The organism is Kribbella sp. NPDC054772, from assembly GCF_053611945.1.
This window is the reverse complement of sequence record NZ_JBSHBJ010000024.1, coordinates 20,791-34,039: the sequence shown is the minus strand read 5'-3', so window position 1 is coordinate 34,039 and position 13,249 is coordinate 20,791. Positions and strand designations below refer to the sequence as shown.

The window sequence follows — 13,249 nt, the reverse complement described above, 5'->3', positions numbered from 1 at the left end:
GTGGGAACAGCCCACAGCCCACATGTCCGTGTTTGTCCTTGTTTTGAACGGTTTTTGTCGGCGAGGGCTTGTAGCTTGACCGGCACGCACCACATGAGCTCGAAGCGACGAACGGGGTGGTCCTGTGACTTTCGGTTCGCTACTGCGGCAGTGCAGGCAGACGGCCGGGCTGAGCCTGCGGCAACTCGCAGCACAGGTCGGGTACGACCACAGCTACCTGTCGCAGGTGGAGCGTGGGCAGCGGCCGGGCTCCGCAGACTTGGCGCGGCTCTGCGACCAGAAGCTCGGCACCGACGGCCGACTGACCGCGACCTTCGAGCGAAGGCCTGCGCGCACAGGTCAGGTGCGCCCGGAGCCCGACCCGCTGGAGGCGGCGTGGCGAGGGCTGGTCGGCGCCCTCGATGCCGCCGATACCCGTCAGCTGTTCGGTGACTTCCGCGGTGTCCCTCCGGCTGCGCTGCTGCCGGCTCTGGTGCGGCAGTTGCACGGCGCCGACGGTCCGGAGACAGCCGAGTTGAGTGTCCTGATCGCGGAGACGCTGACTAGACTGGGCGATCGAAGTACTGCGCGGCGCTGGTGGTGGGCCGCTCGGGCAGCGGCGGACAGTGTCGGCAGCGGAGCAGTGGTGCGTGCGCGAGAGGCGATCAGCGGGCTGGCCGAGCGACGTCCGCCCGCCGAGCTGCTGGAGCTGGCAGATGAGGCAGTGGCTGGCGATCACCACAGCTACCTTCCGCGTGCAGCACGAGCACTGGTGCTGGCCGAGCTCGGTGAGCACCAGGAGGCGCACCAGGCGTTGCAGGAGCTGATCGGTGTTGGCGACGAGCTGGCTCCGACCTATCAGCTGCACTGGGCAGAGGGACGCGTGTGCACCCTGCTTGGGTACGGCGTGGCGGGCTGCGTACTGCTGGAGCGCGCCAGAGAGCTCTGCCCGGAGAGCTGGATCGGCGACCGCGCCAGACTCGACCTGTGCCTCGCCGAGTGCCTGGCCGTCGCAGGAGAGGTCCCAGCCGGCCTCGCCATGTCGCTGCGTGTCCTGGTCGAGTTGCCGGACGAGTGGCACGACACCTTGGTGTACGACGCTGCCGACCGCGTACTGCGCGTCGTACAAGCGGAGCCGGGTGCTGCCGAGCTGCGAGCATTTCTGGCGCAGTCGGCGTACCGGAGCGGTCGGAGTGTGGGCGGTGGGTCGAGGTGGAGATGAGGGCAGGGTAGCGTGCGGTGAGTGACAGGTGAACAGCGGGGAACGGTAGTGACACACGCGTGGGACTTCGCGGTCGAGCTGCGGAGCGACCCGGCCAGTGCGGCGGCTCGTGCGGCCGTATTGGCGGAGCCGGTGTTCGGGCAGTCGTTCACGGACCACATGGTGATTGCCAACTGGTCGGCGGACCGGGGCTGGCACGACACCAAGGTCACGGCGTACGCACCGCTCAAGCTGAGCCCGGCGGCTGCTGTCTTCCACTACTCGCAGGAGATCTTCGAGGGCCTCAAGGCATACCGGCACCCGGACGGCTCGGTGTGGGCCTTCCGCCCCGATCGGAACGCGGCCCGGTTCACCGCGAGCGCGGAGCGACTCGCGCTGCCGCACGTTCCGGAGGAGGAGTTCGTCGCGGCGCTGCGCGCGCTGGTGACCGTCGACGAGGCCTGGGTGCCGTCGGCCGATGACGGCGAGACCAGTCTGTATCTCCGGCCCTACATGATGGCCACCGAAGCCGCACTGAGCGTCCGACCAGCACACGAGGTGCTGTTCGGCGTCATCGCCTCCCCCGCCGGCCCGTACTTCAACACCGGTCCCAAGCCCGTCTCCATCTGGCTGACCACGTCGACCATCCGGGCCACCCCGGGCGGCACCGGCGCGGCGAAGTGCGGTGGCAACTACGCCTCCAGCCTGGCCGGCCTTGCCGAAGCAGTCGCGAACGGTTGTGAGCAGGTCGCGTTCGTCGACGCCGTCGAGCACAAGTGGCTCGAGGAGATCGGCAGCATGAACATGTTCTTCGTGTACGCCGACGGCCGGATCGCAACGCCCGAGCTGTCCGGATCGATCCTCGAAGGCGTGACCCGCGCGTCGGTCGTCGAGCTCGCCGCCGACCTCGGCCACCCGGTCGAGGAGCGCCGAATCTCCGCCGACGAGTGGAAGGACGGCGTCCGCTCCGGGGAGATCACCGAGGTCTTCGCCTCCGGCACTGCGGCGGTCATCACCCCGATCGGCCGCGTCGCCTGGCCGGAAGGCGACCTCACCATCGGCGACCACTCGGTCAACTACGGCGTCGGCCCGGTCACCGCCAAGATCCGCAGCTCGCTGCTCGACCTGCAGTACGGGCGCACCCCGGACGCGCGAGGCTGGCTCACCCGCTTGGCCTGATGCCGTTTGTCCCCGGCGCCGGTTAGGTTGGCGTCATGGCCGCGTCCAAGGGGAAGTCTCCGGCGATCGAGCTCGCGGTCGGCGAGCGGACGGTCCGGATCTCGAATCCGGACCGCGTGTACTTCCCTGCCCGCGGTGAGACCAAGCTGGACCTGGTCAAGTACTACCTGTCTGTCGGGGACGGCATCGTCAACGCGCTGCGCGAGCGGCCGTGCATGCTGCACCGGTTCCCCGAAGGCGTCGCGGGCGAGAAGGTGCACCAGAAGCGGCTGCCGCACGGTGCGCCGCCTTGGATGGAGACGGTCCGGGTCAAGTTCCCGCGGTACAACCGGACCGCCGACGAGCTCTGCGTCACCGAGATCGCGCATGTCGCGTGGGCGGTGCAGATGTCGACGGTCGAGTTCCACCCGTGGAACTCGCGCCGCGCCGACACCGAGAAGCCGGACGAATGGCGCATCGACCTCGACCCGATGCCCGACTGCCCCTTCGACCGGGTACGCCGGGTCGCGCACACGGTCCACGAAGTACTCGACGAGCTCGGCGCGGTCGGCTACCCGAAGACGTCCGGCGGCAGCGGCATCCACATCTACGTCCGGGTGAAGCCCGAGTACGGGTTCTCCGACGTACGCCGGGCCGCGCTCGCGTTCGCGCGTGAGGTGGAGCGGCGGGCACCGGAGGACGTGACCACAACCTGGTGGCGCAAGGATCGTGATCCACGACTGGTCTTCGTCGACTTCAACCAGAACGCCCGCGACCACACGATCGCGGCGGCGTACTCCGTCCGCGGCAACCCCGAAGGCACCGTGTCGACCCCGATCCACTGGGACGAGATCGACGATGTAAACCCGAAGGACTTCACGATCGCGACCGTCCCCCAGCGGTACGCCGAACTCGGCGACCTGCACGCCACGATCGACGACAACGTCCACTCACTGCAAACGCTGATGGAGTGGGCCGACCGCGACGACCGCGAAGGCGCCGAGGAACCACCCCCACCGGAGGAGTAGGCCCCCCGCCACTCGCCTGCGGACCTCTGCGACGCGCCACCCCTCGCCCGCGGACCTGCGCCGTTCGCCAACCCTCGCTAACGGACCTGCGCCACTCGCCAACCCTCGCTCGCGGACCTGCACCACTCACTAACCCTCGCTCGCGGACCTGCACCACTCACTAACCCGCGGCCCCGCACGCCCCGCGCGGCTCTGCCCGCCTGCAAAAGCCGGACCCCACGCACTTGGTGAGTGCCACAGGTCCGCCTCGCGGATCTCCAGGCCATCACAATCACTCCAGACCGGGCGCTCCACGGTGCAGCAACGCCACCTGAGCACGATTGTGATGGCCTGGCGGTCCGCTAGCGACCCACCAACCCGTGGTGGAGCAAGCCCGTCAACGTGTCGATCGCGTCGTCGTCCGTGATTGTCTGGCCGTTCGCCGGGTTCACGACCAGCCACGTGTAGGCGAAGCCCTCCATCAGCGCGTTCATCGCCGAGATCGCGACCAGTGGATCGGCCGGCGGGTTCGGGAGATAGGCGAAGTGCTCGATCATGTGCTGGTCGTCGTCGGCCATGATCTGCTGCAGCCGCCGGCCCAGCTCCGGATCGACCATCGCGGCCTGTTTTACCGCGATCATCTCCGGCAGATGCGCCTGGTAGAACCGCCAGAACGCCGCCACGTGCCACCGGATCGCTGACCGCTTGCTGAAGTCCGGATCATGCCCGGCGACGTCGGCGATGGTCTCGTCCGCCTCCAGCAGCATGTCGCGCAGCAGCGCCTCGAGCAGCTCTTGCTTGCCGGCGAAGTGGTTGTAGAAGGACCCCGTCGCGCGCCCCGCGGCCGCGGTGATGTCGGTGATCTTCGTGTTCAGGTACCCGCGCTCGGCGAAGACCTCGCGCGCGGCCTGCTTCAGCGCCACTTCGGTCCCGGCCGCCCGCTGCCGGCGGCTCACCGTGTCGGTCACGAGCACCTCCTTGACACCGAACCCTAGCCACGTTCAAACTGAATCTAAATTCAGTGAATCACAATTCACCCAAGGAGACCACGATGAACGTCCTGATCGCGGGCGCCGGACCGACCGGACTGACCCTCGGCATCGAGCTGGCCCGGCGCGGCCTCGCGGTCCGGGTGATCGACAAGGCGACCGAGTTCTTCGACGGATCACGCGGCGACGGCCTGCAGCCTCGGACCCTGGAAGTCTTCGAGGACCTCGGCGTCCTGGACGACGTACTGCAGCAAGGCCGCTCGGTGCCGCTGATGAAGATCTACGTCGGCGGTCAACTCGTCGACGAACGCCGGATGGCGGACCCGGTCGAGCCCACTCCCGACATCCCGTACCCGAACGCCTGGATGCTCGGCCAGTCCCGCACCGAGAAGATCCTGCGGGACAAACTCGCGGAGTACGGCGTGACCGTCGAACTGAACACCGCGCTCATCGGCTTCACCCAGACTGCGGACGACGTGACCGCCGAACTGTCCACCGGCGAGACCGTCACCGTCGACTACCTGGTCGGCGCCGACGGCGGCAAGAGCTTCGTCCGCAAGCATCTCGGGATCGCTTTCAAAGGGACGACCGACGAGTCGATCCAGATGCTGCTCGGCGACGTCGCGGCCGAGGGACTCGACCACGAGGTCGGGTACTGGTTCGGCGCCAAGGACAACCCGATGGCCGGTATCGCGATGACCCCGTTGTCCGGCGGCGATCAATTCCAGTTCGGCGCACCGCTCGACGGCGAGGACGCGGACACGTCGCTCGAGGGTTTGCAGGCCCTCGTCGACGACTTCACCGGCCCTGGTACGGCGAAACTCCGTGACCTCACCTGGTCGACCGTGTGGCGCCCGAACGTGCGACTGGCGGAGAGGTTCCGGGTCGGCCGGGTCTTCATCGCCGGCGACGCCGCGCACGTTCACCCACCGACGGGCGGTCAGGGCCTGAACACCGGCGTACAGGATGCGTACAACCTCGGCTGGAAGTTGGCCGACGGGCGTGAAGAGGTGCTGGCGACGTACGAGACCGAGCGTCGGACGAACGCGCTGCGCGTGCTCGGGATCAGCGAGGATCTGCTGCAGAAGCACGTCGACGGTGACGAGTCCGCGCTGGAGCGCGGCGAGAACACCCGCCAGCTCGACGTCTCGTACCGCGACCCATCGGACACTCGTCCGCTCGCGAGCGGAGACCGTGCGCCCGACGCACCACTCATCGATGCTGAGGGCAACAAAACGAGATTGTTCGAGCTGCTTCGCGGCCCGCACGAGACCCTGCTGCGATTCTCCCCCACGACGATGTCGACCCACCCACACACGGTCGACATCACCTCACCGGAAGCCTTCGCGATCTACCACGCACAGCCGGGCGACGAGATCCTGATCCGCCCGGATGGCTACCTCGCTTAGGATTCAGCAGTGCAGACCCTGGACTCAGCCGCCGCCTACGAGCGTGCCGTCGCGCTGGCGACACGTGGGCGGCGTCAGATCCTGGGGATCACCGGGGCGCCGGCGGCGGGCAAGTCGACGTACGCCGAGCAACTCGCGGCGAAGCTGACCGCCGACGGGCACAAGGTCGCCCTGGTCCCGATGGACGGCTATCACCTCGCGCAGTCGGTGCTCGACGAGCTCGGGCTCACGGAGGTGAAAGGCGCGCCACAGACTTTCGACGGCTTCGGCTTCGTCGCTTTGCTGAACAGGTTGAAGGAGTCACCGGACGAGCAGATCTGGGCGCCGCGCTTCGACCGCAGCATCGAGGACTCGATCGCCGCGAGCATCGGCATCGCGCCCGAAGTCACGCTCGTCCTCACCGAGGGCAATTACCTGCTCCTCGACGAGACCCCCTGGTCGGCGCTGCGCTCCTTGCTCGACCAATGCTGGTACGTCGAGGTTCCCGAAGCACTGCGTCATCAGCGACTCGAAGCGCGGCACCGCCTGTTCGGCAGGTCTCCCGAAGAAGCGCACGCGCGCACGTTCGGCTCCGACGAACGCAACGCGCACCTGATCGCCGCCACCGCGTCAGCGGCCGACGCGATCATTCACCTTTGACGGACACCCGGTCGATGAACGCGGCGACGCCGTCCAGGTAGAGCTGCAGACCGAAGTCGAAGTCGGCCTCGTTGTCCTCCTCGAAGGTCCCGACCTCGTCGAACACACCGGCCTCGACCGTCCGCGCGACGGCCGGATAGACCCGCGGGTCCGCGACCCGGCGCAGCGTCGAGCCGAAGCGCTGAAAAGCATCGGGGTTGTCCGCATAGCCGGCGGCCAGGTCGAACGCCATGCGAATCTCGCCCTGGACGTAGGTGATGAGCCCCATCACCACGCCGACCTTCGCCTCCTCCGGCAAGCCGGTGTCCGCCAGTACGCCGAGCGCGGAGTCGAACCAGGCGAGGTTGTTCGGCCCGGCGGGCGGACCCGAGATCGGCACCCGGGCGTACCAGGTGTGACGCCGGATCGCCGCCATTACGCCGTCCGCCCAGAACGTCAGCCCGGTCCGCCAGTCGATCCCCTCCGGCATCGGGTCCGGGCGTTCGAGCGCGGCGTCCGACATGATCACGAGCAGCTCGTCCTTGTTCTTCACATGCCGGTAGAGCGCCATCGTCGAGTTGCCGAGCCGCTCGGCGACCCGGGCCATGGAGACGGCCGCGAGATCCTCGGCATCGGCGATGTCGATCGCGGCCCGGACGATCTCGTCCAGCGTCAGCGACGGCTTCGGTCCGCGCCGCGGGGCCTCCCGCAACCGCCACATCGCCGCGACGTCGGCCGGCAGCTCCTCGTTCTCCACCGGATCAGTTTAGGGCTTGCCGAGCCCTACTGCGTACCTGCTACGCTATTTAGCGTATCCAATACGCAGTAAGGAGGGGACAATGATCGTCGAGGCAACCGGACTCCGGAAGTCGTACGGCGCGACCGACGTGCTGGCCGGGGTCGACCTGAGCATCGAGGAGGGGTCGGTGCTCGCCCTGCTCGGCCCGAACGGCGCCGGCAAGACCACGACCGTGCGGATCCTGACCACGCTGACCCGACCGGACTCCGGTACGGCGACCATCGCGGGGTACGACGTCCTGCGCGAGCCGGCCCGGGTTCGCGGGGTGATCAGCCTGACCGGGCAGTACGCCGCGGTCGACGAGAACCAGACCGGGCGGGAGAACCTGGTGATGGTCGGCCGGCTGATGCATCTCGGTCGAGGTCCCGCGCGACGGCGTACGTCCGAGCTGCTCGAGCAGTTCGGGCTCACGGCCGCGATGGATCGGCGCGTGAAGACCTACTCGGGTGGCATGCGGCGGAAGCTCGACCTGGCGATGAGCCTGATCGCCCGGCCGCGCGTGATCTTCCTGGACGAGCCGACGACCGGTCTCGACCCGGCCAGTCGGTCGGCGATGTGGGACGCGATCGTCGACCTGGTCCGCGACGGTACGACGATCCTGCTCACCACGCAGTACCTCGAGGAGGCGGACCGGCTGGCTGACCGCGTCGTGCTGCTCAACGAGGGCCGCAACGTCGCCAGCGGCACCGCGGACGCGCTCAAGACCCAGATCGGTGGCGAACGCATCGCACTGCGGTTCGCTGACGAGGTGCAGCTGCTCAAAGCGTGCGGCGTACTGAACGGTGTCGGCGATGGGCTCGTGCTGAACGTCCCGTCCGACGGTACGGCGACACACCTGCACCACGTCCTCGACGTACTGCGGGACAACGGACTGGAACCGGAGCGCGTGTCGTCCCACCGGCCGACGCTCGACGACGTCTTCCTCGCTCTGACCGCGTGAGAGGTTGCTGATGACACACCAGGGAGTTGTCGCCGCGTGCTCGGACGCGGCGACCATGATCGACCGCAGCGTCCGGCTGGCCCGGCGCAACGTCGACACGATGTTCGCTGCGGTACTGATGCCGCTGCTGATGATGGCGCTGTTCGTGTACGTGTTCGGCGGTGCGATCGACACGGGGACGCAGTACGTGAACTACGTCGTACCGGGGATCCTGCTGCTCACCACCGGGTACGGCGCCGCGTCGACGGCGATGGTGGTCGCGGACGACATGAACACCGGGATGATCGACCGACTGCGATCACTGCCGATCCACAGTTTCGCAGTGCTGACCGGACACGTGGTCGCGAGCGTGGCGCGCAACGCCACATCGACCGCAATCGTCATCCTCGCGTCACTGGCCATGGGGTTCCGACCGGCCGGCGGAGTGCTCGACTGGCTCGGAGTGATCGGTCTACTGCTCCTGTACGTCGTTGCGCTGTCGTGGCTCGCGGCGGGGCTGGGGGTGATCGCCAGGTCGGTGGAGTCGGCCAGCACGCTCAGCTTCTTCATGCTGTTCCTGCCATACCTCAGTAGTGCGTTCGTCCAGCCGGAGTCGATGCCTGCGTGGTTGCGGCCGGTCAGCGAGTACCAACCGATCACGCCGGTGATCGAAACCATCCGCAGTCTGCTGATCGGAACGCCGATGGGAAACAACGGCCGACTGGCACTGGCGTGGTGTTTTGGTCTACTCCTGTTCTCGATCCTGCTGGCGACATCGCTGTACCGGAGACGAACGAACCGCTGACCGGACTCGCTCCGAAAATGACCGGGTGTGACCCCTTCGTCGGGTTAACGTCAAAGTCCCCCCCAACGTGTGGTGGTCCCACTCCCCCCGGGACCCACACGGACGAGCGCCCCGGTCTTCGATCGGGGCGCTTTGTTTTCTTGCGGTTCGCGTGTGCTGCGGTGTCGAATCCGGGCCCTCTGGTTCGACGTACCAGTAAGAGCGACCAAAAGGAGAGGGTCAGAATGAACATCAGCGCAGACACCCGGACCATGATCGTCACCATGCTGGCCGAGGGGAGCCCGGTCTGGTTCGTGGCCGGCATGGTCAACATGCGAAGCCACGACGTGTACATGATCGGCCGCGAAGCCGGCTACCCGGACAAGGCCAGCCTGCGCCGAGCCGTCTGGGCCGCCCGGAATCGCGTACCGCAAGCCGCCTGACAACTCGTCCAGGTCGCTCACACCGCTGTCTGCCCCATGGAACGGGGGCGGGCAGCGGTTTTCGCTTGTTTAAGGTGTTTCTCGTGGACGATGTCAGTGTTGTGGACTACCACACGGCGGGCGAGCCGTTCCGGATCGTCACGTCGGTCGAGGTTCCGGGTTCGTCCGTGGCGGACCGCCGCGTGACGGCGCAGTCGTCCGAGGCGATCGACGCCGTACGGCGGTTGCTCGTCAACGAGCCGCGAGGTCACGCGGACATGTACGGCGGGTTCGTCGTACCGGGTGATGACGACGCAGCCGACTTCGGGGTGGTGTTCTGGCACAAGGACGGGTACTCGACGGCGTGCGGGCACGGGACGATCGCGCTGGCGACGTGGGCGGTCGAGACCGGTCTGGTCCAGGTTGCGCGTGACGGCGAGAGCGATGTCGTGATCGACGTACCGTCGGGGCGGGTCGTCGCTCGGGTGCGTTGTGCGGGCGGCGAGGTCTCGAGCGTTGCCTTTCGCAACGTTCCGGCGTACGTGCTGCGTCGCGGCGTACCGGTGTCCACCGCGCGCGGTGAAGTGCTGGCCGACATCAGCTACGGCGGCGCCTTCTACGCCTCGGTCCTCGCATCGTCCGTCGGCCTGTCGGTGACCTCTTCGTCGTACGCCGACCTGATCGCGATCGGCCGCGAGATCAAATGGGCCCTCGACCCGGTCGCCGCCCACCCGACCGACCCGCGCCTGAGCGGCCTCTACGGCACGATCCTGTACGACGACCTCGGGGACGGACCGTCCGGTCCGCATCAGCGCAATCTCGCGGTCTTCGCCGACGGCGAGGCCGACCGCTCCCCCTGCGGCTCCGGTACGTCGGCGCGCCTCGCCCTCCTGCACGACGAGGGCCGGTTGCGGCTCGATCAGACGCTCCAGCACGACTCGATCGTCGGCACCACGTTCCTCGGCCGAGTCGTCGAGGAGACGCCCGCCGGCGTCATCACCGAGGTCATCGGCAGCGCCTTCCGCACGGGCACTGCGACGTTCACGCTGGATCCGCGCGACACGCTCGGCACCGGCTTCACGCTCCGCTGATGTCTCGTTTTGAGCCTGGCGCCCGGTGACTGTCGGGATAGCTTGGTGCCCATGATCTTCATTACCGCGAAGTTCCGTGTGAAACCCGAGCACGCCGCTGACTGGCCGTCCATCACCGCCGACTTCACCTCCGCCACCCGCGCCGAACCCGGTTGCCTCTGGTTCGACTGGTCGCGCTCACTCGACGACGCGAACGAGTACGTCCTGATCGAGGCCTTCGCCGACGACGACGCCGCGACCCACCACGTCACCTCGGACCACTTCAAGGCGGCCCAGCAGCACCTGCCCCCGCACCTGGTGGAGACGCCCCGCATCGTGAACTTCAAGGTCCCCCAGGACGACTGGTCGGAGCTCGGCGAGCTCGCGGTCAAGTAGCCCTCCCACCGCATAGGGTGATCACAACGTGACCGATTGATCACCCAGCGTGGAGGGGTCTTGCTCAGGACTGCCATCGCCGCCGCAGGCTGCGCGGCCCTAGTACTCGCCGGCGTCTCCGCGGAGGCAACACCGCAGTCGAGCTCCATGAGCATCCAGGTGTGGCTGCAGCCTGACTTCGACGGCGCTTCGCGATTCGCTGCCGCGGTCTCGACGCCGGGCAGTCCTGAGTTCCACCACCATCTGAGCCCGAGCGCGTACACGGCTCGGTTCGGCCCGTCCGTCGCGACGGCCAAGGCCGTCTCCGACTGGCTGAGGGCCGGCGGTCTTGAGGTGCAGGTCAGCGCCGGGCGCGACTATGTGACGGCGTCCGGGCCGGCTTCGGCCGTTGAATCGATCGTCGGCGTCGAGGGCGACACCCATCCGGCGTCGCTCGCTCCGGCCATCATCGGGGTCACCGGGCTCGGCAACTCCCATGCCTCCGCGGCGCAGACGTCACGCACTGCGCAGCCGACTTGCTCGTCGTACTGGGCGCAACATGTGGTTCCCGTCAGGCCGTCGTACCGCGGTCTGACCAAGGCCTCGCTCCCGATCTGTGGATACTCGGCGGGGCAACTCCGCGCAGCCTACGGAGCGACGTGGACCGCCACCGGCAAGGGGCAGACCGTCGCGCTGACCGAGAGCGCCGCTCCGAACGCGATGTTCCAGACGCTGACCGAGTACGCGAAGCGGAACCACCTTCCGGCCCCGAAGCCCAGCCAGTACCGGGAGACCCACGTTGGTAAGAGCGACAACTGCGGTCCAGCCCTGCGCAGCGCCGACCGCTACAACGACGAAGCCGAGATGGACTCCGAAGCCGTCTACGCGATGGCGCCCGACGCGAACCAGCTGATGGTCGTCGGAACCGGTTGCGACGAGGACCAGGCACTCCTCAACGCGACACTCTCGGTCCTGATCGGCGACGGGCACCGCCCGAGCGCCTCGATCATCTCCAACTCCTGGCAGATCCCGATCGGCGATCTTCCGCCGAAGACCGTGCACGCCATCACCGTCCGCGCCGCGGCCGAAGGCGTCGGCCTCTACTTCTCCTCCGGCGACACACCCGGCCTCACGACCACCGCGTCCGACCCCTTCGTGACAGTAGTCGGCGGTACGACGCTGGGCCTCGGCGCATGGAACAACCGGGTGTTCGAAACCGGCTGGTCGAACGACACCGCGGTTCTCGACGGGGGCAAGTGGAGTGACCTGGGTGTCGGTGGTGCCGGTGGTGGGACGAGCCTTGATTATGCGCAACCGGCGTACCAGAAGGGCGTCGTACCGGCGTCGATGTCGCATGTGAAGGTGGGCGGGCGCACCGTGGTGAACCGCGCCGTACCGGACATCGCCGCCGTGGGCGACCTCGGCACCGGCATGCTCACCGGCTACACGAACGCGGACGGCCACTACCAAACCATGATCAACGCAGGCACCAGTTTGTCGGCCCCTTTGGTCGCTGGCCTCGTAGCTGACGCTCAGCAAGGCCAACACTCCCACTTCGGCTTCATCAACCCCGTGCTCTACCGCCTACACGGGACACCAGCCGTCCACGACGTCCTCCCCGTCACCAAGGCAACGCCACCGCTGAACCGCGCCACCTACACCCCAGCCAGCAACACAGACAGCGCCAGCATCGACGTCTTCGACTCCCAAAACCCCACCGACACCACCCAACTAACCGCCAAGGGCTACGACACCACCACCGGCCTAGGCACCCCCAACGGCCTCCCCTTCCTCCTCACCCTCCGCCTCGCCGCAAGCGGCAAGATCTAAACCTGTGAGCTGCGGGCCATGAGGCCTTGGTCGTCTACCCACCAATAGCCACCGGCCACCTCGGGAAGCCGGCCGGCGATCAATCGGTCGACGGCAGCCAGACCTTCGCGAGCCCAGGGAGCAAGCGCCGCAGGTGCCTCGATCGGCGGATCCACACCGACAGCGGCGGCGCGACGCAGAACCGCCGGGTCTCTGACCTCGACCAGGGCGTCGCCGGCGAGGCGGTTCTGGATGGGCGGAATCGCGCTGCGGATGAGTTCGACGATGCGGTCCTTCGTCACGTGGTCGTCCAGCGCTGCGTCCACAGCACCCGTCGCGCAAAGAGCGGCGCTGAGCGCCCACCGGTCTAGCATCGCCTCGAACTCAGGCTCGTTCGGGATCACCGGCTCAAGCTCCGCAACGAGCAGCGCGAGAACGACGCTCACCGCGGCATCGCGAGTCCAGAACGACTGCCCACGAAACTCGACCTTGCTCGTCCCCATGCCAGGAGGCTAGAACGCCACAGGCCCTTCCGGACAGCAGAACCCGCCCTGCAAACCGACCCGGACCCTCGCTCAACAACAAAACGAATGGGGGGGGGGGCGGGGGTGGGGGGGGGTGGGTGGGGTGGGGGGGGGGTGTTTGCTTGGGGGCCTGGGTGGGTGTATTTGGCAGAGAGTGTGAGCGTCTCGAACTGTGTGAGTGTGCGA

At 67.7% G+C, this 13,249-nt stretch carries 14 protein-coding genes; 11 read left to right on the top strand and 3 right to left on the bottom strand.

Features of this window, described 5'->3' with window-relative positions; translation table 11 throughout:
• Nucleotides 1-124: 124 nt before the first annotated feature.
• The 3 genes from ACWGID_RS29430 to ligD are packed head-to-tail and all read left to right on the top strand — an operon-like array spanning nt 125 to nt 3,366.
• Nucleotides 125-1,201, top strand: coding sequence for a helix-turn-helix domain-containing protein (locus ACWGID_RS29430; protein ID WP_452201973.1), 1,077 nt, complete (start codon nt 125-127; stop codon nt 1,199-1,201).
• Nucleotides 1,202-1,249: 48 nt separating this feature from the next.
• Nucleotides 1,250-2,359, top strand: coding sequence for a branched-chain amino acid aminotransferase (locus tag ACWGID_RS29425; RefSeq protein ID WP_452201971.1), 1,110 nt, complete (start codon nt 1,250-1,252; stop codon nt 2,357-2,359).
• 35 nt (nt 2,360-2,394) lie between these two features.
• A complete protein-coding gene (gene ligD, locus ACWGID_RS29420) occupies nt 2,395-3,366 on the top strand; it encodes a non-homologous end-joining DNA ligase (protein ID WP_452201969.1) in 972 nt (323 codons plus the stop codon).
• Nucleotides 3,367-3,707: 341 nt separating this feature from the next.
• Here the strand turns inward: ligD and ACWGID_RS29415 are convergent, their stop codons facing one another.
• Nucleotides 3,708-4,313, bottom strand: coding sequence for a TetR/AcrR family transcriptional regulator (locus tag ACWGID_RS29415; RefSeq protein WP_452201967.1), 606 nt, complete (start codon nt 4,311-4,313; stop codon nt 3,708-3,710).
• An 83-nt stretch (nt 4,314-4,396) separates the two neighbouring features.
• Here ACWGID_RS29415 and ACWGID_RS29410 point away from each other — a divergent pair, with 83 nt between their 5' ends.
• Together ACWGID_RS29410 and ACWGID_RS29405 are read left to right on the top strand one after the other, a co-directional pair.
• Nucleotides 4,397-5,743 carry an FAD-dependent monooxygenase gene (locus tag ACWGID_RS29410; RefSeq protein ID WP_452201965.1) on the top strand — a complete coding sequence of 449 codons (1,347 nt, stop codon included), beginning with the start codon at nt 4,397-4,399 and terminating at the stop codon, nt 5,741-5,743.
• Between the two features lie 9 nt (nt 5,744-5,752).
• Complete coding sequence (locus ACWGID_RS29405) at nt 5,753-6,382, top strand: nucleoside/nucleotide kinase family protein (protein ID WP_452201963.1); 630 nt, start codon at nt 5,753-5,755, stop codon at nt 6,380-6,382.
• On the opposite strand, the gene ACWGID_RS29400 is transcribed toward ACWGID_RS29405, so the two are convergent.
• Nucleotides 6,369-7,118 carry a TetR/AcrR family transcriptional regulator gene (locus ACWGID_RS29400; protein WP_452201961.1) on the bottom strand — a complete coding sequence of 250 codons (750 nt, stop codon included), beginning with the start codon at nt 7,116-7,118 and terminating at the stop codon, nt 6,369-6,371. The genes ACWGID_RS29405 and ACWGID_RS29400 overlap by 14 nt on opposite strands.
• A gap of 82 nt (nt 7,119-7,200) precedes the next feature.
• Here ACWGID_RS29400 and ACWGID_RS29395 point away from each other — a divergent pair, with 82 nt between their 5' ends.
• The 6 genes from ACWGID_RS29395 to ACWGID_RS29370 all read left to right on the top strand — a co-directional run bounded on the left by ACWGID_RS29395 (nt 7,201) and on the right by ACWGID_RS29370 (nt 12,560).
• The gene (locus ACWGID_RS29395; RefSeq protein ID WP_452201959.1) at nt 7,201-8,100 is read left to right on the top strand and encodes an ATP-binding cassette domain-containing protein; all 900 of its coding nucleotides are present in this window, start codon (nt 7,201-7,203) and stop codon (nt 8,098-8,100) included.
• Nucleotides 8,101-8,110: 10 nt separating this feature from the next.
• On the top strand, nt 8,111-8,884 hold the full coding sequence (locus ACWGID_RS29390; protein ID WP_452201956.1) for an ABC transporter permease: 774 nt from the start codon (nt 8,111-8,113) through the stop codon (nt 8,882-8,884).
• Between the two features lie 224 nt (nt 8,885-9,108).
• The gene (locus tag ACWGID_RS29385; protein ID WP_452201954.1) at nt 9,109-9,306 is read left to right on the top strand and encodes a hypothetical protein; all 198 of its coding nucleotides are present in this window, start codon (nt 9,109-9,111) and stop codon (nt 9,304-9,306) included.
• Between the two features lie 83 nt (nt 9,307-9,389).
• On the top strand, nt 9,390-10,376 hold the full coding sequence (locus ACWGID_RS29380; RefSeq protein ID WP_452201952.1) for a proline racemase family protein: 987 nt from the start codon (nt 9,390-9,392) through the stop codon (nt 10,374-10,376).
• Between the two features lie 51 nt (nt 10,377-10,427).
• The gene (locus ACWGID_RS29375) at nt 10,428-10,751 is read left to right on the top strand and encodes a putative quinol monooxygenase (RefSeq protein WP_452201951.1); all 324 of its coding nucleotides are present in this window, start codon (nt 10,428-10,430) and stop codon (nt 10,749-10,751) included.
• 60 nt (nt 10,752-10,811) lie between these two features.
• On the top strand, nt 10,812-12,560 hold the full coding sequence (locus ACWGID_RS29370) for a S53 family peptidase (RefSeq protein WP_452201949.1): 1,749 nt from the start codon (nt 10,812-10,814) through the stop codon (nt 12,558-12,560).
• On the opposite strand, the gene ACWGID_RS29365 is transcribed toward ACWGID_RS29370, so the two are convergent.
• The gene (locus ACWGID_RS29365; RefSeq protein WP_452201947.1) at nt 12,557-13,042 is read right to left on the bottom strand and encodes a hypothetical protein; all 486 of its coding nucleotides are present in this window, start codon (nt 13,040-13,042) and stop codon (nt 12,557-12,559) included. The two genes, ACWGID_RS29370 and ACWGID_RS29365, sit on opposite strands and share 4 nt — an antisense overlap.
• Nucleotides 13,043-13,249 lie beyond the last annotated feature (207 nt).

Bases quoted from the DNA above. Each gene is read 5' to 3' on its own strand.
- ligD (WP_452201969.1), top strand. From the start codon at position 2,395: ATGGCCGCGTCCAAGGGGAAGTCTCCGGCGATCGAGCTCGCGGTCGGC.
- ACWGID_RS29410 (WP_452201965.1), top strand. From the start codon at position 4,397: ATGAACGTCCTGATCGCGGGCGCCGGACCGACCGGACTGACCCTCGGC.
- ACWGID_RS29395 (WP_452201959.1), top strand. From the start codon at position 7,201: ATGATCGTCGAGGCAACCGGACTCCGGAAGTCGTACGGCGCGACCGAC.
- ACWGID_RS29390 (WP_452201956.1), top strand. From the start codon at position 8,111: ATGACACACCAGGGAGTTGTCGCCGCGTGCTCGGACGCGGCGACCATG.
- ACWGID_RS29385 (WP_452201954.1), top strand. From the start codon at position 9,109: ATGAACATCAGCGCAGACACCCGGACCATGATCGTCACCATGCTGGCC.
- ACWGID_RS29375 (WP_452201951.1), top strand. From the start codon at position 10,428: ATGATCTTCATTACCGCGAAGTTCCGTGTGAAACCCGAGCACGCCGCT.
- ACWGID_RS29365 (WP_452201947.1), bottom strand. From the start codon at position 13,042: ATGGGGACGAGCAAGGTCGAGTTTCGTGGGCAGTCGTTCTGGACTCGC.